Genomic DNA, 24985 nt, shown 5'->3' with positions numbered 1-24985 from the left:
TGAAATCAATAAAGCTGATCCGTCGTTCGATAGAAATTTTCTATCGAGCTCCAGCGCCTGCATTCCCTAACCTACCGGTGGGCGCGGAAATCGTCTGCAAGCGCCATCGCCTCGTCCAGCAGCGCCGAAACCAGCGGCGTATGCGGTTCGCGCAACGCGGCCACCAGCCCGACCGTGTGGCTGGCGTCCGGCTCGACGATCGGGATAGCCCTGATAGGTTCGGAAAAGCCGAACGTTTCCGTGAGGTTGAGCGGCATGATCGAGGACCATTTGCCGGTGCGGATATGCGAGAACAGCACGATCATCGAATTGGATTCCAGCGTCGGCCGGACCTCGACACCGGCCTCGGCCAGGTGCTGGTCGATGATGCGGCGGTTCTGCATGTCCGGGGTCAGCAGGCAGAGCGGCAGGTGGCTGATCTCGGCCCATGTCACCTTGTCGCGGTCGGAATAGGGGTTTCCGATGGCGGTGATCAGCTGATAGCGCTCATCGTAGAGTGGTACGCTGGTCACTCGTCCGAGCGGTTCGTTGTCGAGATAGGTGATGCCGGCGTCTATATCGAAATTGCCGAGCAGCGACAGCACTTCGATCGAGGTCCGGGACAGTACCGAGAAGGTGACGCCGGGGTGTTTTTCGCGGAATGGCGTCGTCAGCCGCGCCACCATGGCGAGCGCGGTGGGAATGGCGGCGATGCGGATACGTCCCGACAAGCCGTGCCGCGCCGCCCGCATCTCCTCGCGCATGGTTCTGGTATCGCCGACGATGCGGCGCGCCCACACCAGCACCTGCTTGCCCTCCGGGGTCAGGCCCTGGAAGCGCGAGCCGCGCAGGACCAGCATCACGCCCAGCTGACCCTCAAGTTGCTTGATGCCGGCCGACAAGGTGGGCTGGGTGACGCCGCACACTTCGGCAGCCCGCCCGAAATGCTCTTCCTTGGCCAGCGCGATGAAAAATTCCAGCTTGTCGATCATATCTGAAGCTAACCGCCGCCGCCGCACCGCGCCAGAGGGCTGCCGGCCACTGCGATGTCGATCGCCCCAAGCCGATGCTTGATCGCAGAAACCTATCGGTCGACGAGATTGAGGATGTTACCGTCCGGATCCTTGAACCAGGCGACCTTCATGCCGTGACCGACATGGATGTCGCCTTCCAGTGTCAGGCCGGGCATCTCGTAGTGTTCGAAGGCAACGCCCTTCGATTTCAGCCCGCTGACGACGGTGTCGATCTCATCGCCGACCGTCCACGTCACCGCCGTCGCCTTGTTGGTTCCGGCGAACTGAGAGCGATAGACGTTGATCGTGGTGTCGCCGCTTTTGTACACGATCAGTTCGCCACCCTCGTCATGCACCTGTTTCAGGCCGAGCGTCCCCTCATAGAAAGCCTTTGCCTTCGCCAGGTCTTTCACCGCGAGGTTGGCCGTCGCGTTGCTGTTTGCAAGCATGATCGTTTCTCCTTCGCTGCTTGTCGTCCCCGGCGTCTCCTTGGAAATAGGTCGCCCCCGTCGCTTGACGAGCCCCGCTTTGCCGGCGATGGCCGGTAATTGCCGTTCGCGAGCGGTGCTTGCAATTGGCTGCATCCACATCTTTCAGCCGGCTTACTGTTCCCCATGGGCGCATGCGGCGCTATGTGGATGGAACTGGTGCGCCGGGAGGGACGAACATGCTGGGCTGGTTCCGCAAGCTGTTGCCGCGCGAAGATCGCTTCTTCGACCTGTTCGAGCGGCATTCCCGCACGGTGGTCGGCGGCGCGGAGGCCCTGCAGCAGCTCCTCCTGGGCAAGGACATCGAGCATTGGTGCGAAAAGATCGTCGATCTCGAGGACGAAGCCGACCATATCACCGCCGAAGTCCTGCTTGCCGTGCGGCGCTCATTCATCACGCCTTTCGACCGCGGCGATATCAAGGACCTGATCCAGTCGATGGATGACGCCATCGACATGATGCACAAGACCGTCAAGACGGTGCGGCTGTTCGAGAAGAGGGAATTCGATCCGCTGATGCAGGAAATGGGCGCCGTCATTGTCGATGCCGCCAGGCTCGTCGCGGAGGCGATCCCGCTGCTGGCCAAGGTCGGCGCCAACAGTGCGCGCCTGAACGAACTCGCCGAGGAAGTCATGCGTGCCGAAGGCCGAGCCGACGATCTGCATGAGCAGGGCCTGAAGGATCTCTTCAGGCGGCACGGCCGCAGCGATGCGATGGCCTATCTGATCGGCTCGGAGATCTATGGCCAATTGGAGAAAGTGGTCGACCGCTTCGAGGACGTCGCCAACGAGATCAGCGGCATCGTCATCGAGAACGTCTAGGCGATGGAAGTCGCGATCGCCTTTCCCCTGCTGGTCGGCCTCGTCGCCGTCGCGCTGTTCTTCGATTTCCTCAACGGCCTGCACGACGCCGCCAACTCGATCGCCACCATTGTCTCGACCCGGGTGCTGAGACCGCATTACGCGGTGTTCTGGGCGGCCTTCTTCAATTTCATCGCCTTCATGTTCTTTGGCCTTCATGTCGCCGAAACCGTGGGCAAGGGTATCATCGATGCAAGCATCGTCACCCCGGCGGTGATCTTCGCCGCCCTGGTCGGCGCCATCGTCTGGAATATCGTCACCTGGATCGCCGGCATCCCGTCGAGCAGTTCGCATGCGCTGATCGGCGGATTGGTGGGGGCAGGCGTCGCAAAGGCCGGCACGGGTGCCATCGTCTGGGCGGGGCTCGGCAAGACGGTCGCCGCCATCGTCCTGTCGCCGGCGACGGGCTTTGTCCTGGCGCTTCTCCTGATCCTGGTGGTTTCCTGGCTGTTCGTGCGCCAGACGCCGTTCGCCGTCGACAGTACCTTCCGTGTCATGCAGTTCTTTTCCGCCTCCCTCTATTCGCTCGGTCATGGCGGCAACGATGCGCAAAAGACCATGGGCATCATCGCCGTGCTGCTCTATTCCCAAGGCATGCTCGGAACGGATTTCTACGTGCCGCTCTGGGTGGTCCTGACTTGCCAATCGGCATTGGCGCTGGGTACGCTGTTCGGCGGTTGGCGCATCGTCCACACGATGGGCTCGAAGATCACCAGGCTCAACCCGATGCAGGGATTCTGCGCCGAGACCGGCGGCGCCATCACCCTCTTCGCCGCGACATGGCTCGGTGTTCCGGTTTCGACCACGCACACCATCACCGGCGCCATCATCGGCGTCGGCGCCGCCCGCCGTGTCTCGGCGGTGCGCTGGGGCATAGCCGGCAACATCGTCATCGCATGGGTCGTCACCTTGCCGGCGACGGCGGCGATTTCGGCACTGACCTATCTGGCGGTTCGCCTGGCAGGCTGATGTCGCGGCCTGGCGCTTGGAGCCGCCGGCGATCTGCACTATGTGAGCAGCAGCCGAACGCCAGGGAAGCAACAGCCATGTCCGTTACCAAGGAAACCGTCACCAAGGAAACCGTCATCGAGCGCCTGAAAACGGTCAATGGCCCCGATTTCACCGGCAACATCGTCGACCTCGGCATGGTTTCCGAGATTTTCATCGCCGATTCGAAAGTGTTCTTCTCGATCACCGTTCCGGCCGCCAGGGCGCAGGAGATGGAGCCATTGCGCGCCGCGGCCGAGCGTGTCGTGAAAGCTATTCCAGGTGTCGCTGGCGCCGTCGTCGCCTTGACGGCGGAGAAGAAGGGCGGCGGCATGGAGGCGCCTGTCGCGGCGCGCCCGGCGCCACGTCCCGCCCCGCCCGTTGCCGCGCCGCGCCCGGCGCCCCATGCGCCTGCCTCGCACAGCCAGGGCAAGCGCGGCGTGCCCGGCATAGAGGCGATCATCGCGGTTGCGTCCGGCAAGGGCGGTGTCGGCAAGTCAACCACGGCCGTCAATCTGGCCCTCGGCCTCGCCGCCAACGGGCTGAAGGTGGGCGTGCTCGATGCCGACATCTATGGCCCGTCCATGCCAAGGCTGCTCAACATCCGCGGCCGGCCGCAGACCGTCGACGGCAAGATCCTGAAACCGATGCAGAATTACGGTCTCAAGGTGATGTCGATGGGCTTCCTCGTCGACGAGGAAACGCCGATGATCTGGCGCGGTCCGATGGTGATGTCGGCGCTGACGCAGATGCTGCGCGAAGTCGAATGGGGGCCGCTCGACGTGCTCGTCGTCGATATGCCCCCCGGCACCGGTGACGCCCAGCTCACCATGGCCCAGCAGGTGCCGCTGGCCGGCGCGGTCATCGTCTCGACGCCGCAGGATCTGGCCCTGATCGATGCTCGCAAGGGCCTCAACATGTTCAGGAAGGTCGACGTGCCGCTGCTCGGCATCGTCGAGAACATGAGCTATTTCCTCGCCCCCGACACCGGCAAGCGCTACGACATCTTCGGCCATGGCGGCGCACGCCGCGAGGCCGAGCGCCTCGGCGTCACCTTCCTTGGCGAGGTGCCGCTGGAGATGGGCATCCGCGAAAGCTCGGATGAAGGTGCGCCGGTGGTGGCATCGAAGCCTGACAGTGCCGAAGCGAAGATCTATCGCGATATCGCTTCGAAGGTCTGGGACAGGGTCAACGAAGAGCGCGGCGCGGCCGCGGACGCCGTGCCGAGCATCGTCTTCGAGTAATTTTCGTCCAGGCGGCGCCAACGCTGGATAGACCAGCCTAAGCAGCACCCACCTTCTCGCCGAAGCTCGAAAAGAACTGTCCCGCCAGTTTCTTCGAGGTCGATTCGATCAGCCGGCTGCCGAGCTGGGCAATCTTGCCGCCGACTTCGGCCTTGGCGGCGTATTTGAGCACCGTCGCGTCCGCCCCATCCTCGGTCAGCGTCACGTCGGCGCCGCCCTTGGCGAAGCCGGCGATGCCGCCCTTGCCTTCGCCCTGGATCGTGTAGGCATGCGGGGGATTGAGATTTCTCAGCGTCACCTCGCCGTTGAAGGTCGCCTTGATCGGGCCGATCTTCAGCACCACCGTCGCCGCCATCTCGGTCGGCGACTTCATTTCCAGGCTCTGGCAGCCGGGGATGCTTTCTCTCAGCACCGCCGGATCGTTCAGCGCTTCCCACACTTTCTGGAGGGGTGCGGCGATGCGCTCCTCGCCCTCGATCACCAAAGCCATCAGAACCTCCCGGACGACCAATGTCGGATTGTTGGTAGCGTGCGGCCCGATTGATGTCTATCGCACCAAAGTCCGGATTCAGATCACGCGTGCCCCTTGCCTGCACCCGCGCGTTGTCATATCGATTTGTCATACAAATACGGAGACCATGATGGCTGGCGCCCCCACAGGAAAGAAAAAGTTTCGCTCGCAGGAGTGGTTCGACAACCCCGACAATCCGGGCATGACGGCACTTTATCTGGAGCGCTACCTGAATTACGGGCTGACGCGCGCCGAACTGATGTCGGGCAAGCCGCTGATCGGCATCGCCCAGACCGGTTCCGACCTGTCGCCTTGCAATCGCCACCACATCGAGCTCGCCAAACGCGTGCGCGAAGGCATCGTCTCGATGGGCGGCATTCCTTTCGAATTCCCGTGCCACCCGATCCAGGAGACCGGCAAGCGCCCGACCGCAGCTCTCGACCGCAACCTTGCCTATCTCAGCCTGGTAGAAGTGCTCTATGGCTATCCGCTTGACGGCGTCGTGCTCACCATCGGCTGCGACAAGACGACGCCGGCGCTGTTGATGGCGGCGGCGACCGTCAACATTCCGGCCATAGCGCTGTCGGTCGGTCCGATGCTTAACGGCTGGCACAAGGGCAAGCGCACCGGTTCGGGCACCATCGTCTGGGAATCGCGCCAGCGCCTGTCGGCCGGCGAGATCGGCTACGACGAGTTCATGGACATCGTCGCCTCCTCGGCGCCGTCCACCGGCTACTGCAACACCATGGGCACCGCCACCACCATGAACTCGCTGGCCGAGGCGCTCGGCATGCAGCTGCCGGGCTCGGCCGCGATTCCGGCTCCTTATCGCGAGCGCGGCCAGATCGCCTACGAGACGGGAAAACGCATCGTCGACATGGTGCACGAGGACTTGAAGCCCTCCGACATCATCACGCGCAAGGCCTTCGAGAACGCCATCGTCGTCAATTCGGCGATCGGCGGCTCCACCAACGCGCCGATCCATCTCAACGCCATCGCCCGCCATCTCGGCGTGCAGCTCGACAATGACGACTGGCAGAAGATCGGCCTCGACGTGCCGCTCATCGTCAATCTCCAGCCGACGGGCGAATATCTGGGCGAGGACTACCATCACGCGGGCGGCGTGCCGGCCGTGGTGGCGGAGCTCATGAAAGCCGGGCTGCTGCCGCATCCGGATGCTCTGACCGCCAACGGCAAGACAATGGGCGACAATTGCCGCGATGCCGTCAACGAGAACCGCGAGGTCATCCGCACTGTCGCCGAGCCGCTGAAGGCCAATGCCGGCTTCATCAATCTCAAGGGCAATCTGTTCGATTCGGCAATCATGAAGACCAGCGGCATCTCGCCCGAATTCCGCGAGCGCTATCTCTCCAACCCGAAGGACCCCGAAGCCTTCGAGGGTAATGCCATGGTCTTCGACGGTCCGGAGGATTACCACGCCCGCATCGACGACCCGGCGCAAGGGATCGACGAGCACACCATCCTGTTCATGCGCGGCGCCGGTCCGGTCGGCTATCCCGGCGGCGCCGAGGTCGTCAACATGCAGCCGCCGGCCTATCTCATCAAGAAGGGCATCCACGCGCTGGCCTGCATCGGCGACGGCCGCCAGTCCGGCACGTCAGGCTCGCCCTCCATCCTCAACGCCTCGCCGGAAGCCGCCATCGGCGGGGGGCTTGCGTTGCTCAAGACAGGCGACCGCGTTCGCATCGACCTGAAAAAGGGCACGGCCAACATTCTCGTCACCGATGACGAGATCACCCGCCGCCGCGCCGAGCTGCAGAACAATGGCGGCTACCATTATCCCGAGCACCAGACACCATGGCAGGAAATCCAGCGCGGTATGGTCGACCAGTTCTCGGGCGGCATGGTGCTGAAACCGGCGGTGAAATACCAGGACGTCGCTCATACGAAGGGCGTGCCCCGGGACAATCACTGATTATTCCCCGGACAATCATCGATCGTTTCAAGCGATAATTGACGGATAGCGATCGCCGATCGGCGGCCTGATCGGCCGCCGGTCGTCTTTCCGTTTCGCGGCCTGCCACAGGCCGGGGACATTGCGTCCTTGACAAGCCTGCCCAACAAATCCACCATCGCTGCAAGGGGTTCATCGCGACGACCCCGTGAGGCGTCAGCCCAACGTTCGCGTCCAGGCTTCTCTTTCAGGAGGTGGACGCCATGCCGTCAACAACCGCTGTCACCGTGCCGCAACTGATCCGTATGGTCGGTTTGCCGGGCGCGCCTGCAATCCTCGATATCCGTACCGAGGACGACTACAACGCCGATCCACGTTTGCTGCCGGCGTCGTACCGGCGCGATTTCAAAACCGTCCAGACTTGGGCAGCCGACTTCGCCGGTGGCCGCGTGGTGGTCGTCTGCCAGCAGGGAAAAAAGCTCTCGCAAGGCGTCGCCGCATGGTTGCGTCATGAAGGGATTGCCGCCGAATCGCTCGAAGGCGGCTTCGAAGCCTGGCGGGACGCCCACGGCCTTCTGGTCCGTGCCGACAGGATGCCGCCTCGTGACGACAAGGGCCGCACCGTCTGGGTGACGCGGGCCCGGCCCAAAGTCGATCGCATCGCCTGCCCCTGGCTGATCCGCCGTTTCGTCGATCCTCAAGCGGTCTTCCTGTTCGTCGACGCCGCGGAAGTGCCCGATGTCGCCGATCGTTTTCAGGCCGTGCCTTTCGACATCGACAATGCGTTCTGGAGCCATCGCGGCGAGCGCTGCACCTTCGACACGATGCTCGAGGAGTTCGGGCTCGAATCCGAAGCGCTCGACCGCCTCGCCGTGATCGTGCGCGCAGCCGACACGGCCAGCCTCGACCTGGTTCCGCAGGCGGCGGGATTTCTCGCCGCCTCGCTTGGCTTGTCGCGCATGTTTCGCGATGACCTGCAACAATTGGATGCCGGCATGCTGCTTTACGACGCGTTCTTCCGCTGGTGCCGCGACGCCACCGACGAGACGCACAATTGGCCGGCCGGGGCGAAGGCGTCATGAGCTCCCTCCTTTCCGAGGAAAGTGCCGACCTCATCGAGGCGCCTGCGGTCCCGAGCTTCCGCGAGGCCACGAAACTCTGGGCGAAGATCGGGTTGCTCAGTTTCGGCGGACCGGCCGGGCAGATCGCGCTCATGCACAGGGAATTGGTCGAGGAAAAGCGCTGGATCGGCGAGCAGCGTTTCCTGCATGCGCTGAACTACTGCATGCTGCTGCCTGGCCCCGAGGCCCAGCAACTCGCTATCTACATCGGCTGGCTGCTGCACAAGACGGTCGGCGGTCTTGTCGCCGGCGTCCTCTTCGTCGTGCCCGGCGCGCTCGTCATGCTGACCTTGAGCATTCTCTATGCGCTCTATGGTGATGCGCCGCTGGTCGACTCGCTGTTTTTCGGGGTGAAGGCGGCAGTGCTGGCGATCGTGGTCGAGGCCGTGATCCGCATTGGCCGGCGGGCCTTGAAGAATCGGGTGATGACGGCGATTGCGCTTTGCGCCTTTGTCGGCATCTACGTGCTCAACGTCCCCTTTCCGCTCCTCGTCCTGTTTGCAGGACTGGTGGGGTGGGTCGGAAACGGCATCGCGCCGGCCCTGTTTTCTGGCGCCGCGCATGGCAAGGACGACGCTCCCGACGCCACGGGCGCGGTCGATCTGATGTTCGAGCGCGGCGAACTGGCCCACACCAGGCCGACGCGATGGCACGCGCCGCGCACCATCGCGATCTGGCTGCCGATCTGGCTTGGACCGGTTGTGCTGATCTGGGCGTTCACATCGGCAAACAGCGTCTGGACGCAGATCGGCGGCTTCTTCAGCCTCATGGCGGTCGTCACCTTCGGCGGCGCCTATGCCGTTCTGGCCTATGTCGCGCAAGCGGCCGTCAGCTCTCTTGGCTGGCTTGCGCCAGGCGAAATGGTCGATGGCCTGGGCCTTGCCGAAACCACGCCTGGACCGCTCATCCTGGTCCTGCAGTTCGTCGGCTTCCTTGCAGGCTTGCGCCATTCCGGATCGCCATATCCGTTGTTTGCCGGATCGCTTGGAGCGTTGCTTACGCTTTGGGTTACCTTCACGCCGTGCTTCTTCTGGATATTCCTCGGCGCGCCCTACATCGAGGCGCTGCGCGGCAACAAGGCATTGTCGGCGGCATTGGGCGCGATCACCGCGGCGGTCGTCGGCGTCATCATGAATCTGGCCCTGTGGTTCGCCTTGCACGTCATCTTCCGCGACGTGCGTGCGACGGGGCTCGGAACGGAGGTGCCGGTGCTGTCCTCGATCGACTGGCGTGCCGCGCTGCTGTCCTGCGCTACCATGATCGCCATCCTCAAGCTGAAAATCGGCATGCTGCCGACGCTTGCCGGATCGGCCCTGGCGGGTGTCTTATTGCTTGCGGCGAGTGGGTAGCTTCGGCACGGAGGAGACCATGGAAACGGTCAACGTTCGCTATATCGTCAATGACGTCGACAGGGCGATCGCCTTCTACCGCGACCATCTCGGCTTCACGGTCGCCATGCACCCGGCGCCGTCCTTCGCCATGCTTTCCAAGGGCAACCTGCGGCTTCTGCTCAATGCCGCTGGCGGCCCTGGTGGGGCGTCGCAGCCGATGCCCGACGGCAGCGTGCCCGAACCCGGTGGCTGGAACCGCATTCAGATCGAGGTCGAGGATCTCGAAGGCGTGGTTCGCAAGCTGAAAACTGCCGGCCAGGCTTTCAGGAACGACGTCGTCAAGGGCATGGGCGGCAGCCAGATATTGCTGCGGGACCCATCCGGCAATCTGGTGGAACTGTTCGAACCGGGGCGCAGATAATGCGTCGCTGTCACGAATAGCCAGCTGACATGGGCAGAAACCACCTGCACGGCATTTTGCATTCCGTTGCCAGGCCACTCAACAGATTGGACCATGATGGCCAAACGACGCTCTTCCCTCGGTTTCCTCGGCATGTTCGGCCGTTCAAGCGATCTCAGGCAGCTCGATGCCGCATTGCGCGGAGCCGACTTGCATCCCGCCCTTGTGCCGGAGGGCGTAAAGCTCACCATCGTCAACCTGATGAAGGATCACTGGCCCGACGAGCCGCCGCCGCAGGCTTATGCGCAAGTGGCGTGTTTGTTCAGCTATTGTATTGCTGGGCCTGAGGCATTCGAGCGCTCTCATGGCGCGCAGCCGCGGCAGGACGTGGAGCGTCGGATAGAGGCCGCGGTCGATGCCGGAGACAGTTTCGACGCCCAGATCGTGCTGATGGCGCTACACGCCAAGCTGGTCAATACCGAGGTCGTCGAACATTATGGGCTGAGCGCGGATTAACCTATTTTCAAAGGGGGGCGTTCTCAGCCGCCCATGCCGTTGCGCGGCAGCTTGATCATGTCGCCGAAGCGGGCGCGCAGCCTGTCGTCGAGCGGCTTCGGCACATGGCGCGGGAAGCGTTCGGCGAGGATGCGCTTCTTCTCGACGATCGCCCGCTGCAATATGTCGGGTCGGCCCTTCTCGTTCCATTCCTTCGGCGAAAACCGGTCGCCGACGGCGGGGTAGAAATATTCGGTCTGCATCAGCTTCAGCGTCTGCTCGTTGCCGAGATAGTGGCCCGGGCCTTTCAGGCAGACATCAGCAATGGTGTCGATCGACAGCGCGTCGTCCGTCACCTCGATGCCGCGCACGCAGCGCAGGCAATGGCCCAGCATGTCGTTGTCGATGATCAGGCTTTCCAGGCAGAAGCCGAGCAGGGACGCATGCATGCCGGCCGATTCGTAGACCAGGTTGAGGCCGGAAAGGCCGGCCATCACATTGGTAATGCCTTTTTCATAGCCGGACTGGATGTCGGGCAGTTTCGAATCCGTCATGCCGGCGGCCGAACCCCCTGGCAGGTCGTAGAACTGCGCCATCTGCGCGCAGGCCGCGGTCAGCACCGCCTGTTCGGCCGAGCCGCCGGACATGGCGCCGGTGCGCAGGTCCGACACGAACGGCCAGGTACCGAAGATCGCCGGATGGCCCGGCTTGATGGTGTTGACATAGACAAGGCCGGCCAGCACTTCGGCCACGGCTTGCACCACCGCACCCGCGATCGCCGCCGGAGCGGTGGCCCCGGCCTGTCCGGCCGAAAGCAGCAGGATCGGGATGCCTCCTTCGACGCAGGCCTCGAGCACGCCGCAGGCGTCCTCGGCGAATTTCATCGGCGGCACGACGAAACAGTTGGAGTTCGACACGAACGGCCGGGCCCGGAAATTCTCCTCGCCACCGGCGATCGCGTAGAGCATTTCGAGCGCCGGTTGCACGTTCTCCCGCACCGTGAAGGACGTGCCGACATGCTTGGACGTGCCCATCACGCAGGCATAGAGCGTGTTGAAGTCCATTTCGAGCGGATCGGGAATGTCGCGCGGCACCATGGGCCGCTGGAAGAAATGGATGTTGTCGAGCCCGTCGACGATGCGCGCGGCATCATAGATGTCCTGCAGCAAGGATTCGCGATACTCGCGCTTCTCGACGTCGACAAGATGCACGGCAGCACCCGCCGTGCCGTAATGCACGCGCTTGCCCTGGATCACCATGTCGTGCTTCGGGTCCTGGCCGTGCAGCGTGAAATGCCGCGCCGCCCGCTTGATCGTGTCGAGCACCAGTGCGCGCGGGAAACGGATACGGCCGTCGTCGCCATGGCTGGCGCCGGCCTTGGTCAGCGCCTCGATGCAGGACGGGATTGCGTTGGCGAAGCCGACCGTCTCCAGCAGGGTCAGCACCGCTTCGTGGATGCGCTCGCAATCAGTGCCGCGCAGGGGGCCATAGCTCCCCCCCTCAAGGCCGGCGCGAACCGGCCTGATGTCGTCGGCGAGCGGCGCCGCCCGCATGGCGCGACGCGCTTCGCGTCCGCCGGAGCGGCGCGAACGCTGGTCGGCCGCTTCCTGCTTTTCGACAGCCACTGACATGGAAGCACTCCACCTTTTCTCGGAAGCAGGGCGGCGGTTGGTCCACCATCGGCTGCTTCGTCCCCTTTAGGCCTCGACTATGCCGCCGGCATTGGCACAGCCTATGAGCCAGCCGGTACGGTTGCATATGCCAGTGCTAAAGAAGCAGGAGCCGCTGTTGCGCGGTTCCCGGGAGGTGGTCAGGCCCAGGTGATCAGGCGGCGGCCGGCCTGCGGCCCGCGGCGGTTGCAAGTTCGCGGATACCGGGCTCGATATGCTGCAGCGCGATCGAGGAGATGCCCAAGCGCATGAAACGCGAAGGCTTTTCGGTGCGGTCGAAGAAGCGGTCGCCCGGCTCGATGATGACGCTGCGCGAGGCGGCGGCCTCGGCCAGTCCGCGGGAATCGGTGCCGCGCGGTCCCTCCAGCCACAGCGACGTGCCGCCGGCCGAGTCGGTCGAACGCCACTCGGGCAGGAAAGCGGAAATCGCATGGACCAGGCGCTTGCGCCGCTCGTCGAAGGCGCTCGACAGCCGCCGCACCAGCGCCTCGTGGTGGCCGAGCGACAGGAACAGCGCGACCGCGCGCTGGTTGTTGGCCGGCGGATGGCGCAGCATGAAGCGGCGCAGCGCCCTGAGTTCGGCGATTAGTCCAGCCGAGGCCACGATGTAGCCAAGCCGCAGGCCCGGAGCCAGCGTCTTCGACATCGAGCCGACATAGATCACGCGGCCGGAGCGGTCGAGGCTCTTCAAGGCCTGCTGCGGCGCCTCGTCGAGAAGCTGGCTGTCATAGCCGTCCTCGATAATGATCTGGTTGTAGCGGTTGGCGCGCGCCAGAAGGTCCTGCCGGCGTTCCGCCGACAGCGGCACCATGGTCGGGCAATGATGGCTGGGCGTGACGAAGACAAAGCCGGAATCGTTGGGAATCGAAGAGGTTACGATGCCGGACTGGTCGACCGGCACCGGCTGGATGTCGGCGCCGGCGAGCCGGAAGATCGAGCGTGCGTCGGGGTAGCCCGGATCCTCCATCGCCACCTTCGAGCCCTTGGTCATCAAAAGCGTCGCCAGCATGTAGAGCGCGTTCTGGGCGCCCAGCGTGACGATGATCTCGTCGGGGTTGGCGAAGATGCCGCGCCTGGGCAGCAGCCGCGCCTGGATCTGCTCGATCAGCAGCGGATCGTCGCGATCGACCATGTCGGAGGCCCAGTTGCGGATCTCCAGCACGGCAAGCGCCATGCGGTTGCACTCGCGCCACTCGGCGGTCGGGAACAGCGCCGGATCGAACTGGCCATAGACGAAGGGGTAGGACGACTTGATCCAGTTCTCGTGCTTGGCCGGCGGCGGCATGTCGCTGGCCGCGATCTGCCGGCGTGCCTTCCAGTCGATCTCGTTGGCCTGGTCGGGCGCCTTCTGGTGCGGCTTGGCCGGCGTCGCCAAAACGTCGGGATTGACGAAATGGCCGCGCCGCTCGCGCGCCACCAGGAAGCCCTGGTCGACCAGTTGCTGGAAGGCCAGCACCACGGTTCCGCGCGCCACGCCGAGTTTTTCGGCCAATATCCGGCATGACGGAAGCGGCATCGAAGCGGCGATCTGGCGGTCGAGAATAGCGGCCACGATCGCCTGGCGGATCTGTGCCTGCAAAGTCTGGCCGGATTCGGCCGAAATCCGGAACAGGCCGGACCATATGGCCGTGTCGTTGCGCTGTGGCATGGGAAATGTTCCTCGATGGCCAGCTTTTTTCGTTTGGCTGGACCAGTCGAATGTAACGGTGGCACAAGGGGTTGCGCCAATCAATTTTTCTGATCTTTGGGATTTATGCCAGTGATCTTTCGGCCTTCGCATCCCGTGTAACGCTGTGCGTCATCGCCGCGTATTGACCGGACGAAATTCGGCTCAATAGTTTGGCGCGACGACACGCGCCGGAAACATCCGGTCTGCTAAGATAATTTAACAGTCCCAGGAGCCCGCCGGTGGATCAGTCAGCCTTCCAAAAACAGCTTGCCGCCTTGCGCGACCATCGCGCCGCGGCAGCCGGCGATATGCGCCAGGCCTTCGCCGCCGATCCGCAGCGGTTCAAGACGTTCTCCGCCAGCGACGGCGACCTGTTGCTCGACTGGTCGAAATGCGCCGTCGATGCGCGCACGATGGACCTGCTGGAGAATCTGGCTGACGCCGCCGATCTCGAAGGCCGCCGCGCCGCCATGTTCGCCGGCAAGAAGATCAACGTTACAGAGGGCCGCGCTGTTCTGCACACCGCCCTGCGCAACCTGACCGGCAAGGGCATCATGCTCGACGGGCAGGATGTGAAGGCGGAGGTCATTGCCGTATTGGACGCGATGGGCGCCTTCGCCGACGCGGTGCGTTCCGGCAAGGCGACGGGCGCCACCGGCAAGAAGATCACCGACATCGTCAATATCGGTATCGGCGGCTCCGATCTCGGCCCGGCCATGGCGACGTTGGCGCTGGCGCCCTATCATGACGGTCCGCGCGCGCACTATGTCTCCAACATCGACGGCGCCCATATCCACGACACGCTGAAGGGCCTTTCCGCCGAGAGCACGCTTTTTATCGTCGCCTCCAAGACCTTCACCACGGTCGAAACGATGACCAATGCGCAGACGGCGCGCGACTGGGTCCAGAAGGCGCTCGGCAAGGAAGCGATCGGCAAGCACTTCGCCGCGGTCTCGACGGCACTCGACCTGGTGGCGAAGTTTGGCATCGAGCCGGACCGCGTCTTCGGCTTCTGGGATTGGGTCGGCGGCCGCTATTCTGTGTGGGGCGCCATCGGCCTTCCCGTGATGATCGCCATTGGTCCACGCGATTTCCGCGCCTTCCTCGATGGCGCGCACGAAATGGACGAACACTTCCGCACCGCGCCGCTGGCCAAAAACCTGCCGGTGCTGCTTGGCCTTGTCGGCTGGTGGCATCGCGTCGTTTGCAAATACCCGGCCCGCGCGGTCATCCCCTATGACCAGCGCCTGTCCAGGCTGCCGGCCTATCTCCAGCAGCTCGACATGGAATCGAACGGCAAGAGCGTCACCCTGGACGGCGGCCCCGTGGCGACGCCGACCGGGCCGCTGGTCTGGGGCGAGCCTGGCACCAACGGCCAGCATGCCTTCTTCCAGCTCCTGCACCAGGGAACCGATTTCATTCCGGTCGAATTCCTCGCCGCGGCGAACGGCCACGAGCCGGAGCTGAAGCACCATCACGACCTGCTGCTCGCCAACTGCCTGGCGCAGTCGGAAGCCTTCATGAGGGGCCGCACGCTGGAGGAAGCGCGCGCGCAGATGCTGGCCAAGGGCATGAAGCCGGCCGATGTCGATCGTATTGCCCCGCACCGCGTCTTCTCCGGCAACCGGCCCTCGGTGACCATTCTTTATCGCAAGCTTGACCCGCGCACGCTCGGCCGCCTGATCGCTCTCTACGAACACCGCGTCTTCGTCGAGGGAACGCTGTTCGACATCAACTCCTTCGACCAATGGGGCGTCGAGCTCGGCAAGGAACTGGCCACCGGCCTTCTGCCAGTCGTGGAAGGCAAGGAAAGTGCCGCAAAGCGGGATGCCTCGACCGCCGGCCTGGTGGAACACATCCACCATTTGCGTGGTTCGGAGTGACTGAGTTGGCAGACATCAAGGGAATATTGTTCGACAAGGACGGAACGCTTGTCGACTTCAATGCGACCTGGCTCGGGGTTGCCGACTTCATGGCCATGGACGCCTCCGAAGGCGACCGCTGGAAGGCCGACAGGCTGCTTGCGGCCGCGGGCTTCGATTTCGCCAACAGGCGCTTCAAGCCCGATTCCATCTTTGCCTCCGGCACCAATCTCGACGTCGTTGAATTGTGGTTTCCGCGCCTGTCCGACGAAGACCAGATGCTGGCCGTCGCCCGCTTCAACCAGATCACCTCGGTGCAGGGCTCGGCGATGGCGGTGGCTCTGCCGGGCATCGTCGAAACGCTCGGCACCTTGCACGCAAGGTCCTATCGGCTCGGCGTCGCCACCAACGATTCGACCAGCGGCGCGGAAAAAACGCTGGTAACGCTCGGCGTCGCGCAGCTGTTCGACGCCGCCTACGGCTATGACGCGGTGGCCAATCCCAAGCCGGCGCCGGATACGATCCAGGCCTTCTGCGATCTCACCGGCCTGAAGCCGACGCAGGTCGCCATGATCGGCGATAACCGCCACGATCTCGAAATGGCTCGTGCCGGCGGCTGCGGCCTGGCGGTCGGCGTGCTCTCGGGCACCGGCACGCGTGAATCTCTGGCCGGAATTGCCGACGTGATCCTGGATTCGGTTGTCGACCTGCCGGATTTCCTTTCAGCGCGGGTCAAGGAGACGATCTGATCTCGTCGCTAGCGGCGTCTCGGCTTCGAAGGAAAAGACGCCGCTCGGCCTGCTTGCGGCGCCCTTCGCGTCGCCGAAATCCGGCACCTGATATTCGGCGAGCAGCCTGAGCCGCGACAATGGTAGATCGGCGCGGCGCGGGTCGCCGATCAGGACCTCGACGCCAGCGGCAAGGCAGCGGTCGAGGAAGGGGATCATGCGTTGGGTGACATCGGGTCCGTAGAACACGTCGCCAGCCAGCACAAGGTCGACCGCTGGTGGCGGACCGGTGGTAATGTCTTTGCAGATCACCGAGATCGTGACGCCGTTGTCTTTTGCATTGAGACCGAGCGCGGCGACGCCGTTTCGGTCGATCTCGGCGGCGATCACTTCGCGGGCCCCGGCCTTCGCGGCAGCGATGCCGACAATGCCGGAACCGGCACCAAGGTCGAGCACGCGGCGTCCCCCCACGGTCGTCGGATGGTCGAGGACATAGCGCGCGAGCACGGTGCCGCCGGCCCATGCGTAGGCCCAGTAGGGCGGTTGTGGCTCCGGTGCGTCTTCCGCATCGCCTTCGGGCTCGACGAGCCGTCTCAATCCGCTGCTGGGGTGCGCCGTGTAAAACCGGATTTCTGGAAGCGCAGGCGCAGGGACAAGGCGCATGTTGGCCTTGATGAACTCGGCCGGGTCGAGGCGCGGGCACCGGTCCTGGGCATCGGCGCCGGCAAGATCGTGGTCCAAGCCGGCTCCTATTCGCGCAATGCGCGCCGCAGGATCTTTCCGACCGGCGTCTTCGGCAGTTCTGTCCTGAATTCGATGTATCTGGGCCGCTTGTACCCGGTCAGGTTCTCACGGCAATAGGCGGTGATGGCCTCGGCGGTCAGCGCCTGGTCTTTCTTGACGATGAACAGTTTCGGCACTTCGCCCGAATGCTCGTCCGGCACGCCGATTGCCGCCACTTCGAGCACGCCGGGATGCAGCGCCACGACTTCCTCGAGCTCGGTCGGATAGACGTTGAAGCCGGAAACGAGGATCATGTCCTTCTTGCGGTCGACGATCTTGGTGTAGCCGCGCTCGTCCATGAAGCCCATGTCGCCCGACTTGAAGAAGCCGTCCTTGGTCATCACCTTGGCGGTCTCGTCAGGCCGGTTCCAGTAGCCCGCCATCACCTGCGGCCCCTTGATGCAGATTTCGCCGACCTCGCCGAGCGGCAAATTGTTGTCCTCCTCGTCGCGGATGGCGATCTCGGTAGACGGCAGCGGCAGGCCGATCGTGCCGGTGAATTCGCCGGAGCTGAATTTGTTGGCCGTTGCCACGGGCGACGTCTCCGACAGGCCGTAGCCTTCACTGACCGGGCAGCCCGTCAGCGCCTTCCAGCGCTCGGCGACGCCCTTTTGCACCGCCATGCCGCCGCCCAGCGTCAGGAGCAGCGGCTTGAAGTCGAGCTTGCGGAAATCCTCATTGTTGAGCAGCGCGTTGAACAGCGTGTTGAGGCCTGGAAAGATATGGATCGGATACTTGCCTATTTCCTTGACGAAGCCGGGGATGTCGCGCGGATTGGGGATCAGTATGTTCTGTCCACCCATTTGCATGCCCATCAGCGCATTCACGGTCAGCGCGAAGATATGATAGAGCGGCAGTGCGCAGATGAGGTTGAGATGGGCGGGTTTTGGCTTGACCGTGTAGGCGTCCTGCAGCCACAGCGAATTCTGCGCGACATTGGCCAGCACGTTGCTGTGCAGCAGGATAGCACCCTTCGAGATTCCCGTGGTGCCGCCGGTATATTGCAGGAACGCGATATCGTCGGCCGCCACCTTGGCCGGCTTGAAACCCATGCCGCTGCCCACCTTCAGCGCCGCGTTGAACTTGACATGGCCGGGCAATGACCAGGCCGGCACCATCTTCTTGACGCGGCGCACCACCAGATTGACGATGCTTCCCTTGAGCCCGCCGAGCATGTCGCCCATGGCCGCGACGACGACGTGCTTGACCGACGTCCTGGCGATCACCGCTTGCAAGGTGCTGGCGAAGTTCTCCAGGATGATGATCGCTTGTGCCCCGGAATCCTTGAGCTGGTGTTCCAGCTCGCGCGGCGTGTAGAGAGGGTTGACGTTGACCACCGTGTAGCCGGCGCGCGCCACCGCCATCATCGCCACCGGATATTGCAGCACGTTCGGCATCATCAGGGCGACGCGTGCGCCTTTGGGCAACCCGGTCGATTGAAGGTAGGCGCCGAACGCCGCCGAAAGCCGTTCGAGTTCCGCATAGGTGATCGACTTGCCCATGCAGGTGAAGGCCGGCTGGCCTGCAAATTGCTTGCAGGCGGCAACGAGGAAATCGCCGATGGAGCTGTAGGGCAGGGCGCCGATCTCGGCCGGCATGTTCTTCGGGTAGCTTTCCAGCCACGGTTTTTCCGGCAAGCCTGCGGCCAGGGCGGTGAGCGCTTTCGGCAATCGCTTGGCGGCCGCCGGTCTCGAAGCCGCCGGTGCCGGCTTGGCCACGGATGCGGCTTGTGCGGCCCCAGTCTTGCTAGTCCGGGTCGCCCCGGTCTTGCTCGCGCCAGTCTTCGTCGTCCCGGCCTTGGTCGAACTGGTCTTTGTCGTCCCGGTTTTAGCAGTTCCGGCCTTCGCCGACGTCTTTGCGGGGACGGCTTTGGCCGCCGGCTTCGCGGCCGGTTTGACAACAGCGTCCGCCTTGCCGGCGGAAGGTTTCCCTGCGACCTTTGCCTTTGTGCTCTTTGCGCCCTTTGCGTTCTTGGCGGAGGGCGTTGGCTGCTTGTCGGCGCCCGCGGCCGGCTTCAGGGTCGCCTTGGCCGTCTTCGGCGGAGCCGTCCTGTTCGATGCTTTTGCCAACCGTCCCTCCCTGTTTTGTTCGCCCCTGCCGCGCTCGCCTCCTGCTAAGAGAGGCGTCCCCCGCTGCCGACGGTGCCTTGTCTATGTATGGCCTCTATCGGCGGGCGTGCAAGCCTTGCCCCAGCGGCAAGCCGTCGAAAGATTTGCCGCCGAAAATCTTTCCCGCCACGGGCGCAGCGGCCCTGCATCGTCCGGCATCCCCGGTCATATGAAAGCGGGCGCGACGTTGATCTCGTAAGATTGGTGATCAATAAAAAAATGCGGTCGTTAATAATGTTGTGAATAGAAAAAAATACTGAATTTTTCCATTTTTTTGCGGAGAGGAGGATTTTTTTCCCGCTTACCATGGGGTAGGCAAACTGGGTGTTCCAAAGCCGGAGAAACGGTGCTTATATGCGCGCTTCGCGAGCCTGATAGAGGGGCTTGGAAAAACATCAGGGAGTGCTCAATGAGGAAGAAACTGACTTTTGCAGCCGCGTTGCTGGCTGCAAGCGTCCTGGGCGGCGTGGCCAACGCAAAAACCTTGGTCTACTGCGCCGAAGCTTCGCCGGAAGGCTTTGACCCGGCGCCCTACACCGCGGGACAGACGTTCGATGCGTCTTCGCGTACGGTCTTCAACCGCCTCGTCGAATTCGATCATGGCAAGACAACGGTCTCGCCGGGCCTGGCCGAAAGCTGGTCCATTTCCGACGATGGCAAGGAATACACGTTCAAGCTTCGCAAGGGTGTGAAGTTCGCCGCTACCGACTATTTCACCCCGACGCGCGACTTCAACGCCGATGACGTGGTGTTCTCGTTCCAGCGTCAGGTCGACAAGAACGGCCCCTGGTTCCAGTACATACCGGGCATTGCCTACCAGTATTACAATGACCAGTTCGGCGACAACATCACCAAGGTCGAGAAGGTCGACGACCTGACGGTGAAGTTCACCCTCAAGGAGCCGGCGATCACTTTGATCCCGACGCTGGGCATGGACTTCGCCTCAATCGTTTCCAAGGAATATGCCGACAAGCTGCAGGCGGACAAGACGCCTGAACTGTTCAACCAGAAGCCGATTGGCACCGGCCCGTTCATCTTCGTCGATTACCAGACCGACGCTGCCATCCGCTACAAGGCCAACCCCGACTATTGGGGCGGCAAGCAGAAGATCGACGACCTTGTCTTCGCCATCACCACCGATCCGGCGGTCCGTGCGCAGAAGCTGAAGGCCGGCGAATGCAACATCATGTCCTACCCGGCGCCGGCCGACATCGCCGGCCTGCAGGCCGATCCGAACCTGAAGGTCGACGAGCAGGAAGGCCTCAATGTCGGTGCGCTGATGTACAACACCCAGCAGAAGCCGTTCGACGACGTGCGCGTGCGCAAGGCGCTCAACATGGCCATCAACAAGAAGGCTATCATCGACGCGGTCTTCCAGGGCGCCGGCCAGGTGGCCGTCAACCCGATCCCGCCGACCATGTGGTCCTACAACAAGGACGTGAAGGACGATCCGTACGATCCGGATGCGGCCAAGAAGATGCTCGAAGAGGCCGGCGTCAAGGACCTCAAGATGAATGTCTGGGCCATGCCTGTGTCGCGCCCCTACATGCCGAACGCGCGCCGCACCGCCGAGCTGATCCAGGCCGACTTCGCCAAGGTCGGCGTCACAGTCAACATCGTCAGCTACGATTGGGGTGAATACCTCAAGCGCGCTTCGGCGGTCGATCACGACGGCGCCGTCATCGTCGGCTGGACCGGTGACAATGGCGATCCGGACAACTTCCTCGGTGTACTCTTGAGCTGCGCTTCCGTCGGTTCGAACAACCGCGCGGAATGGTGCAACAAGGACTTCGATGCGCTCATCAACAAGGCCAAGACGGTTTCCGACCAGGCCGAGCGCACCAAGCTCTACGAACAGGCGCAGGTCATCTTCAAGGAACAGGCACCGTGGGCGACGCTCGCACACTCCAAGGTGTTCATGCCGATGCAGAAGACCGTCTCCGGCTTTGCGATGGATCCGCTCGGCATCCATCGCTTCGACGGCGTCGATATCGCCGAATAAGGTTCGCGAAACGGGGCGGCGCCACAGCGCCGTCCCACCTCGCCCGCCATGCTGCGTTATATCCTCGGCAAGCTCGCCCTCATCGTCCCGACCTTCATCGGGATAACCATCCTCGCCTTCGGCTTCGTGCGCATCCTGCCCGGTGATCCGGTGCTGGTGCTCGCGGGCGAACGCGGCCTGTCGCCCGAACGTCACGCTGCGCTGATGCACCAGTTCGGCTTCGACCTGCCGATCTGGCGACAGTACCTGACCTATCTGGCCAATATCCTCAGCGGTGATTTCGGCACCTCGTTTTCCACCAAGACGCCGGTGCTCAAGGATTTCCTGGTGCGGTTCCCGGCGACGGTCGAACTTGCCATCTTCGCCATGATCTTCGCCATCGTCATCGGCGTCGCCTTCGGCATCTTCGCCGCGATCCGCCGCGGCTCCTGGTTCGACCAACTGACCATGGGAACGGCGCTGGCAGGCTATTCCATGCCGATCTTCTGGTGGGGGCTGCTGCTGATCATCGTGTTCTCCGGCATGCTGCACTGGACACCGGTTTCCGGCCGCATCGACCTTCTCTATTTCTTCAAGCCGGTAACCGGCTTCATGACCATCGATTCCCTGATCTCCGGACAGAAGGGTGCATTCCGCTCGGCCCTGTCGCACCTCGTCCTGCCCACCATCGTGCTCGGCACCATTCCGCTTGCCGTCATCGCCAGGCAGACGCGGTCGGCCATGCTCGAGGTCCTCGGCGAGGACTATGTGCGCACCGCGCGCGCCAAGGGCCTGGCGCCTCGCCGCGTCATCGGGCTGCACGCTTTCCGCAATGCGCTGATCCCGGTCGTCACCACCATTGGCCTGCAGGTCGGCACGCTCCTGACCGGCGCCATCCTGACCGAGAGCATTTTTTCGTGGCCAGGCATCGGCAAATGGATGATCGACGCTATTTCCAAGCGCGACTATTTCACCGTGCAAGGCGGGTTGCTTTTGATCGCGCTCATCGTCATGTCGGTGAACCTCATCGTCGACGTGCTCTATGCCGTCATCAACCCGCGTATCCGGGCGAATTGACATGACCAACGAAGGCCCTGCCACAATCGAAGCCGCGACCGTCGTCAGGCCGCAGGACGCCCGGCTGCAGATGTTCGCCGAGTTCTGGCACTATTTCTCGATCAACAAGGGCGCGGTGATCGGCCTCTTCGTCTTCGCGCTGCTGATCCTGATCGCCGTCTTCGCGCCGCTGCTCGCCCCGCATTCGCCGGACGACCAGTTCCGCGACTTCTTCCTGACGCCGCCGGCCTGGCAGGCGGGCGGCAACGCCCAGTTCCTGCTCGGTACCGACGCCGTCGGCCGCGACATTCTCTCGCGCCTGATCTACGGCTCGCGCTTCTCGCTCGCCATCGGCTTCGTCGTCGTCACCACGGCGCTGATCTCCGGCGTCATCCTCGGCCTGCTCGCCGGCTACTGCCGCGGCTGGGTGGATACGCTCATCATGCGCATCATGGACATCATCCTGGCCTTCCCGTCGCTGCTGCTGGCGCTGGTGCTGGTCGCCGTTCTCGGACCTGGGCTGGTCAACGCCATGATCGCCATTGCCTTCGTGCTGCAGCCGCACTTCGCCCGGCTCACCCGCGCCGCCGTGATGGCGGAGAAGAACCGCGAATATGTCATCTCGGCCAAGGTCGCGGGCGCCAGCCATTTCAGGCTGATGCTGGTCACCATCCTGCCCAACTGCATCGCGCCGCTGATCGTGCAGGCGACGCTGTCCTTCTCCAACGCCATCCTCGAGGCCGCGGCGCTGGGCTTCCTCGGCATGGGCGCGCAGCCGCCGACCCCGGAATGGGGCACGATGCTGGCCGAAGCACGCGAGTTCATCCTGCGCGCCTGGTGGGTGGTGACCTTCCCGGGCCTTGCCATCCTGATCACCGTCTTTGCCATCAACCTGATCGGCGACGGCCTGCGCGACGCGCTCGACCCCAAGCTGAAGAGGTCGTGAGCATGTCCCTGCTCGAGATCAAGAATCTCACCGTTTCCTTCGACACCGCCGCCGGTCCGTTCATGGCCGTGCAGGGCATCGACCTGTCGATCGAGCCGCGCGAAGTGCTGGCGATCGTCGGCGAATCCGGTTCCGGCAAATCGGTGGCGATGCTGGCGGTGATGGGGCTGCTGCCCAACACCGCGACCGTCAAGGCCGACCGCATGGCCTTCGACGGCGTCGATCTGCTGAAGCTCAGCCCGTCCGAGCGGCGCAAGATCGTCGGCAAGGATATCTCCATGATCTTCCAGGAGCCGATCGCCAGCCTCAACCCGTGCTTCACCGTCGGCTTCCAGATCGAGGAGGTGCTGCGCTTCCATATGGGCATGGACCGCGCCCAGCGCCGCGCGCGCGCCATCGAATTGATGAAGCTCGTCGGCATTGCCGATCCGGAAGAACGGCTGAGCTCGTTTCCGCACCAGATGTCGGGCGGCCAGTGCCAGCGCGTCATGATCGCCATCGCCATCGCCTGCAATCCGAAGCTCTTGATCGCGGACGAGCCGACCACCGCGCTCGATGTCACCATCCAGAAGCAGATCCTTGATCTCCTGGTTTCGCTGCAGGCCAAATACGGCATGGGCCTGATCATGATCACCCACAATATGGGCGTGGTGGCCGAGACAGCCGACCGCGTCATCGTTCAGTACAAGGGCCGCAAGATGGAAGAGGCCGACGTGCTGTCGCTGTTCGAGAGCCCGAAAAGCAACTACACGCGCGCGCTGCTGTCGGCGCTGCCGGAGAACGCGGTCGGCGACCGGCTGCCGACCGTTTCCGACATGCTGTTCGAGCCGGCGCCCTCGGCCGCGGGAGCCTCCGCATGAGCACCACCGTCCTCGAAGGCAAGAACATCGTTCGCGACTACCATATCGGCGGCGGCCTGTTCAGCGGGCCGCGCACGGTGCACGCGGTCAAGGGCGTCTCGTTCACCGTGGATAAGGGCAAGACGCTCGCCATCGTCGGCGAAAGCGGCTGCGGCAAGTCCACGCTCGCCCGCATCATCACGCTCATCGATCCGGCGACATCGGGCGAACTGTTCATCGACGGCAACAAGGTCGACATCGCCAGGGGCGGATTGACCAGGGAGATGCGCCGCAAGGTGCAGATCGTCTTCCAGAACCCCTACGGATCGCTCAACCCGCGCCAGAAGATCGGCGACGTGCTGGGCGAGCCGCTGCTGATCAACACCGACAAGACGGCCGCCGAGCGGCGCGACCTCGCCATGAAGATGCTGAAGAAGGTCGGCCTCGGTCACGAGCACTACAACCGCTATCCCCACATGTTCTCGGGCGGCCAGCGCCAGCGCATCGCCATCGCCCGTGCGCTGATGCTGAACCCGAGCCTTCTGGTGCTGGACGAGCCGGTCTCGGCGCTCGATCTTTCGGTGCAGGCACAGGTGCTCAACCTGCTCGCCGACCTGCAGGACGAATTCCAGCTGACCTATGTCTTCATCAGCCACGATCTCTCCGTGGTGCGCTACATCGCCGACGACGTGATGGTGATGTATTTCGGCGAGGCGGTCGAATACGGCTCGCGCGACGAGGTCTTTTCAGACCCCAAGCACAGCTACACCAGGACGCTGTTCGCCGCCACGCCGCGCGCCGATGTCGCCAGCATCAAGGCGAGGCTGGCGAAGAAGAAAGCGGCGTGACTCCAATTCGTCATCCTAGGGCGGAGCGCCGCAACGCGGTGCGGAGATCCTAGGATCCATGCCGTTATCTCAGCCGAAAAGCGCTGCGGAGCAGGTTGTGCACCGTGGTAACGCTCGCATATCACGGCATGAATCCTCGGGTCTGCGCCGC

General features: G+C 63.6%; 23 protein-coding genes. 16 read left to right on the top strand and 7 right to left on the bottom strand.

Annotation, left to right across the window (positions count from 1 at the left end; all coding sequences use genetic code 11):
* Positions 1 to 71 precede the first annotated feature (71 nt).
* Both FJ428_RS21485 and FJ428_RS21480 read right to left on the bottom strand, forming a co-directional pair.
* Positions 72 to 971: a LysR family transcriptional regulator gene (locus FJ428_RS21485; protein WP_140523710.1), complete on the bottom strand. Its 900-nt coding sequence runs from the start codon at positions 969 to 971 to the stop codon at positions 72 to 74.
* A gap of 92 nt (positions 972 to 1063) precedes the next feature.
* Positions 1064 to 1441, bottom strand: coding sequence for a VOC family protein (locus FJ428_RS21480; protein WP_140556809.1), 378 nt, complete (start codon positions 1439 to 1441; stop codon positions 1064 to 1066).
* Between the two features lie 218 nt (positions 1442 to 1659).
* Here FJ428_RS21480 and FJ428_RS21475 point away from each other — a divergent pair, with 218 nt between their 5' ends.
* From FJ428_RS21475 to FJ428_RS21465, 3 genes are all read left to right on the top strand, one after another.
* Positions 1660 to 2301: a DUF47 domain-containing protein gene (locus tag FJ428_RS21475; protein ID WP_140497032.1), complete on the top strand. Its 642-nt coding sequence runs from the start codon at positions 1660 to 1662 to the stop codon at positions 2299 to 2301.
* Positions 2302 to 2304: 3 nt separating this feature from the next.
* Positions 2305 to 3309: an inorganic phosphate transporter gene (locus tag FJ428_RS21470; RefSeq protein ID WP_140497030.1), complete on the top strand. Its 1005-nt coding sequence runs from the start codon at positions 2305 to 2307 to the stop codon at positions 3307 to 3309.
* Between the two features lie 77 nt (positions 3310 to 3386).
* Positions 3387 to 4571, top strand: a complete 1185-nt coding sequence (locus tag FJ428_RS21465) for an Mrp/NBP35 family ATP-binding protein (protein WP_140664082.1) — start codon at positions 3387 to 3389, stop codon at positions 4569 to 4571.
* Positions 4572 to 4608: 37 nt separating this feature from the next.
* Here the strand turns inward: FJ428_RS21465 and FJ428_RS21460 are convergent, their stop codons facing one another.
* On the bottom strand, positions 4609 to 5061 hold the full coding sequence (locus FJ428_RS21460) for a carbon monoxide dehydrogenase subunit G (protein ID WP_140497026.1): 453 nt from the start codon (positions 5059 to 5061) through the stop codon (positions 4609 to 4611).
* 151 nt (positions 5062 to 5212) lie between these two features.
* Between FJ428_RS21460 and FJ428_RS21455 the strand changes: the two genes are divergently transcribed.
* The 5 genes from FJ428_RS21455 to FJ428_RS21435 all read left to right on the top strand — a co-directional run bounded on the left by FJ428_RS21455 (position 5213) and on the right by FJ428_RS21435 (position 10365).
* Positions 5213 to 7018 carry an IlvD/Edd family dehydratase gene (locus FJ428_RS21455; RefSeq protein WP_140880073.1) on the top strand — a complete coding sequence of 602 codons (1806 nt, stop codon included), beginning with the start codon at positions 5213 to 5215 and terminating at the stop codon, positions 7016 to 7018.
* Positions 7019 to 7260: 242 nt separating this feature from the next.
* On the top strand, positions 7261 to 8079 hold the full coding sequence (locus FJ428_RS21450) for a sulfurtransferase/chromate resistance protein (RefSeq protein WP_140685061.1): 819 nt from the start codon (positions 7261 to 7263) through the stop codon (positions 8077 to 8079).
* The gene (chrA, locus tag FJ428_RS21445; protein ID WP_140880072.1) at positions 8076 to 9467 is read left to right on the top strand and encodes a chromate efflux transporter; all 1392 of its coding nucleotides are present in this window, start codon (positions 8076 to 8078) and stop codon (positions 9465 to 9467) included. Before FJ428_RS21450 ends, chrA begins: the two co-directional genes overlap by 4 nt.
* Before the next feature lie 19 nt (positions 9468 to 9486).
* Complete coding sequence (locus tag FJ428_RS21440; RefSeq protein WP_140657865.1) at positions 9487 to 9870, top strand: VOC family protein; 384 nt, start codon at positions 9487 to 9489, stop codon at positions 9868 to 9870.
* A 96-nt stretch (positions 9871 to 9966) separates the two neighbouring features.
* Positions 9967 to 10365, top strand: coding sequence for a hypothetical protein (locus FJ428_RS21435; RefSeq protein WP_140497299.1), 399 nt, complete (start codon positions 9967 to 9969; stop codon positions 10363 to 10365).
* A 23-nt stretch (positions 10366 to 10388) separates the two neighbouring features.
* On the opposite strand, the gene FJ428_RS21430 is transcribed toward FJ428_RS21435, so the two are convergent.
* Together FJ428_RS21430 and FJ428_RS21425 are read right to left on the bottom strand one after the other, a co-directional pair.
* Positions 10389 to 11975, bottom strand: coding sequence for a trimethylamine methyltransferase family protein (locus FJ428_RS21430; RefSeq protein WP_140497016.1), 1587 nt, complete (start codon positions 11973 to 11975; stop codon positions 10389 to 10391).
* 193 nt (positions 11976 to 12168) lie between these two features.
* Positions 12169 to 13662: a PLP-dependent aminotransferase family protein gene (locus FJ428_RS21425; RefSeq protein WP_140497014.1), complete on the bottom strand. Its 1494-nt coding sequence runs from the start codon at positions 13660 to 13662 to the stop codon at positions 12169 to 12171.
* Positions 13663 to 13922: 260 nt separating this feature from the next.
* Here FJ428_RS21425 and pgi point away from each other — a divergent pair, with 260 nt between their 5' ends.
* Positions 13923 to 15566 carry a glucose-6-phosphate isomerase gene (gene pgi, locus FJ428_RS21420; protein WP_140630014.1) on the top strand — a complete coding sequence of 548 codons (1644 nt, stop codon included), beginning with the start codon at positions 13923 to 13925 and terminating at the stop codon, positions 15564 to 15566.
* 5 nt (positions 15567 to 15571) lie between these two features.
* A complete protein-coding gene (locus FJ428_RS21415; RefSeq protein WP_140497010.1) occupies positions 15572 to 16294 on the top strand; it encodes an HAD family hydrolase in 723 nt (240 codons plus the stop codon).
* Here FJ428_RS21415 and FJ428_RS21410 read toward each other — a convergent pair.
* On the bottom strand, positions 16268 to 16936 hold the full coding sequence (locus FJ428_RS21410; protein WP_140664240.1) for a methyltransferase: 669 nt from the start codon (positions 16934 to 16936) through the stop codon (positions 16268 to 16270). The genes FJ428_RS21415 and FJ428_RS21410 overlap by 27 nt on opposite strands.
* A gap of 86 nt (positions 16937 to 17022) precedes the next feature.
* A complete protein-coding gene (locus FJ428_RS21405) occupies positions 17023 to 18726 on the bottom strand; it encodes a long-chain fatty acid--CoA ligase (protein WP_224618351.1) in 1704 nt (567 codons plus the stop codon).
* Between the two features lie 97 nt (positions 18727 to 18823).
* On the opposite strand from FJ428_RS21405, the gene FJ428_RS30740 reads away from it, so the two are divergent.
* The 6 genes from FJ428_RS30740 (at position 18824) to FJ428_RS21380 (ending at position 24834) form a co-directional block, all read left to right on the top strand.
* Positions 18824 to 19363 carry a hypothetical protein gene (locus tag FJ428_RS30740; protein ID WP_224684797.1) on the top strand — a complete coding sequence of 180 codons (540 nt, stop codon included), beginning with the start codon at positions 18824 to 18826 and terminating at the stop codon, positions 19361 to 19363.
* Between the two features lie 210 nt (positions 19364 to 19573).
* The gene (locus FJ428_RS21400) at positions 19574 to 21166 is read left to right on the top strand and encodes an ABC transporter substrate-binding protein (protein WP_140497006.1); all 1593 of its coding nucleotides are present in this window, start codon (positions 19574 to 19576) and stop codon (positions 21164 to 21166) included.
* Positions 21167 to 21214: 48 nt separating this feature from the next.
* On the top strand, positions 21215 to 22222 hold the full coding sequence (locus tag FJ428_RS21395; protein ID WP_140497004.1) for an ABC transporter permease subunit: 1008 nt from the start codon (positions 21215 to 21217) through the stop codon (positions 22220 to 22222).
* Between the two features lie 70 nt (positions 22223 to 22292).
* Complete coding sequence (locus FJ428_RS21390; protein ID WP_181165298.1) at positions 22293 to 23147, top strand: ABC transporter permease subunit; 855 nt, start codon at positions 22293 to 22295, stop codon at positions 23145 to 23147.
* A gap of 2 nt (positions 23148 to 23149) precedes the next feature.
* A complete protein-coding gene (locus FJ428_RS21385; RefSeq protein WP_140497000.1) occupies positions 23150 to 24007 on the top strand; it encodes an ABC transporter ATP-binding protein in 858 nt (285 codons plus the stop codon).
* Entirely contained in the window at positions 24004 to 24834 is an 831-nt protein-coding gene (locus FJ428_RS21380) for a dipeptide ABC transporter ATP-binding protein (protein WP_140496998.1), read from the top strand. The genes FJ428_RS21385 and FJ428_RS21380 overlap by 4 nt, the downstream gene beginning before the upstream one ends.
* The last annotated feature ends 151 nt before the right edge of the window (positions 24835 to 24985 follow it).

The sequence above is a fragment of the Mesorhizobium sp. B2-8-1 genome, from assembly GCF_006440955.1.
GTDB lineage: Bacteria > Pseudomonadota > Alphaproteobacteria > Rhizobiales > Rhizobiaceae > Mesorhizobium.
The sequence above is the reverse complement of the archived record's forward strand: the minus strand, read 5'-3'. Positions and strand labels throughout refer to the sequence as shown.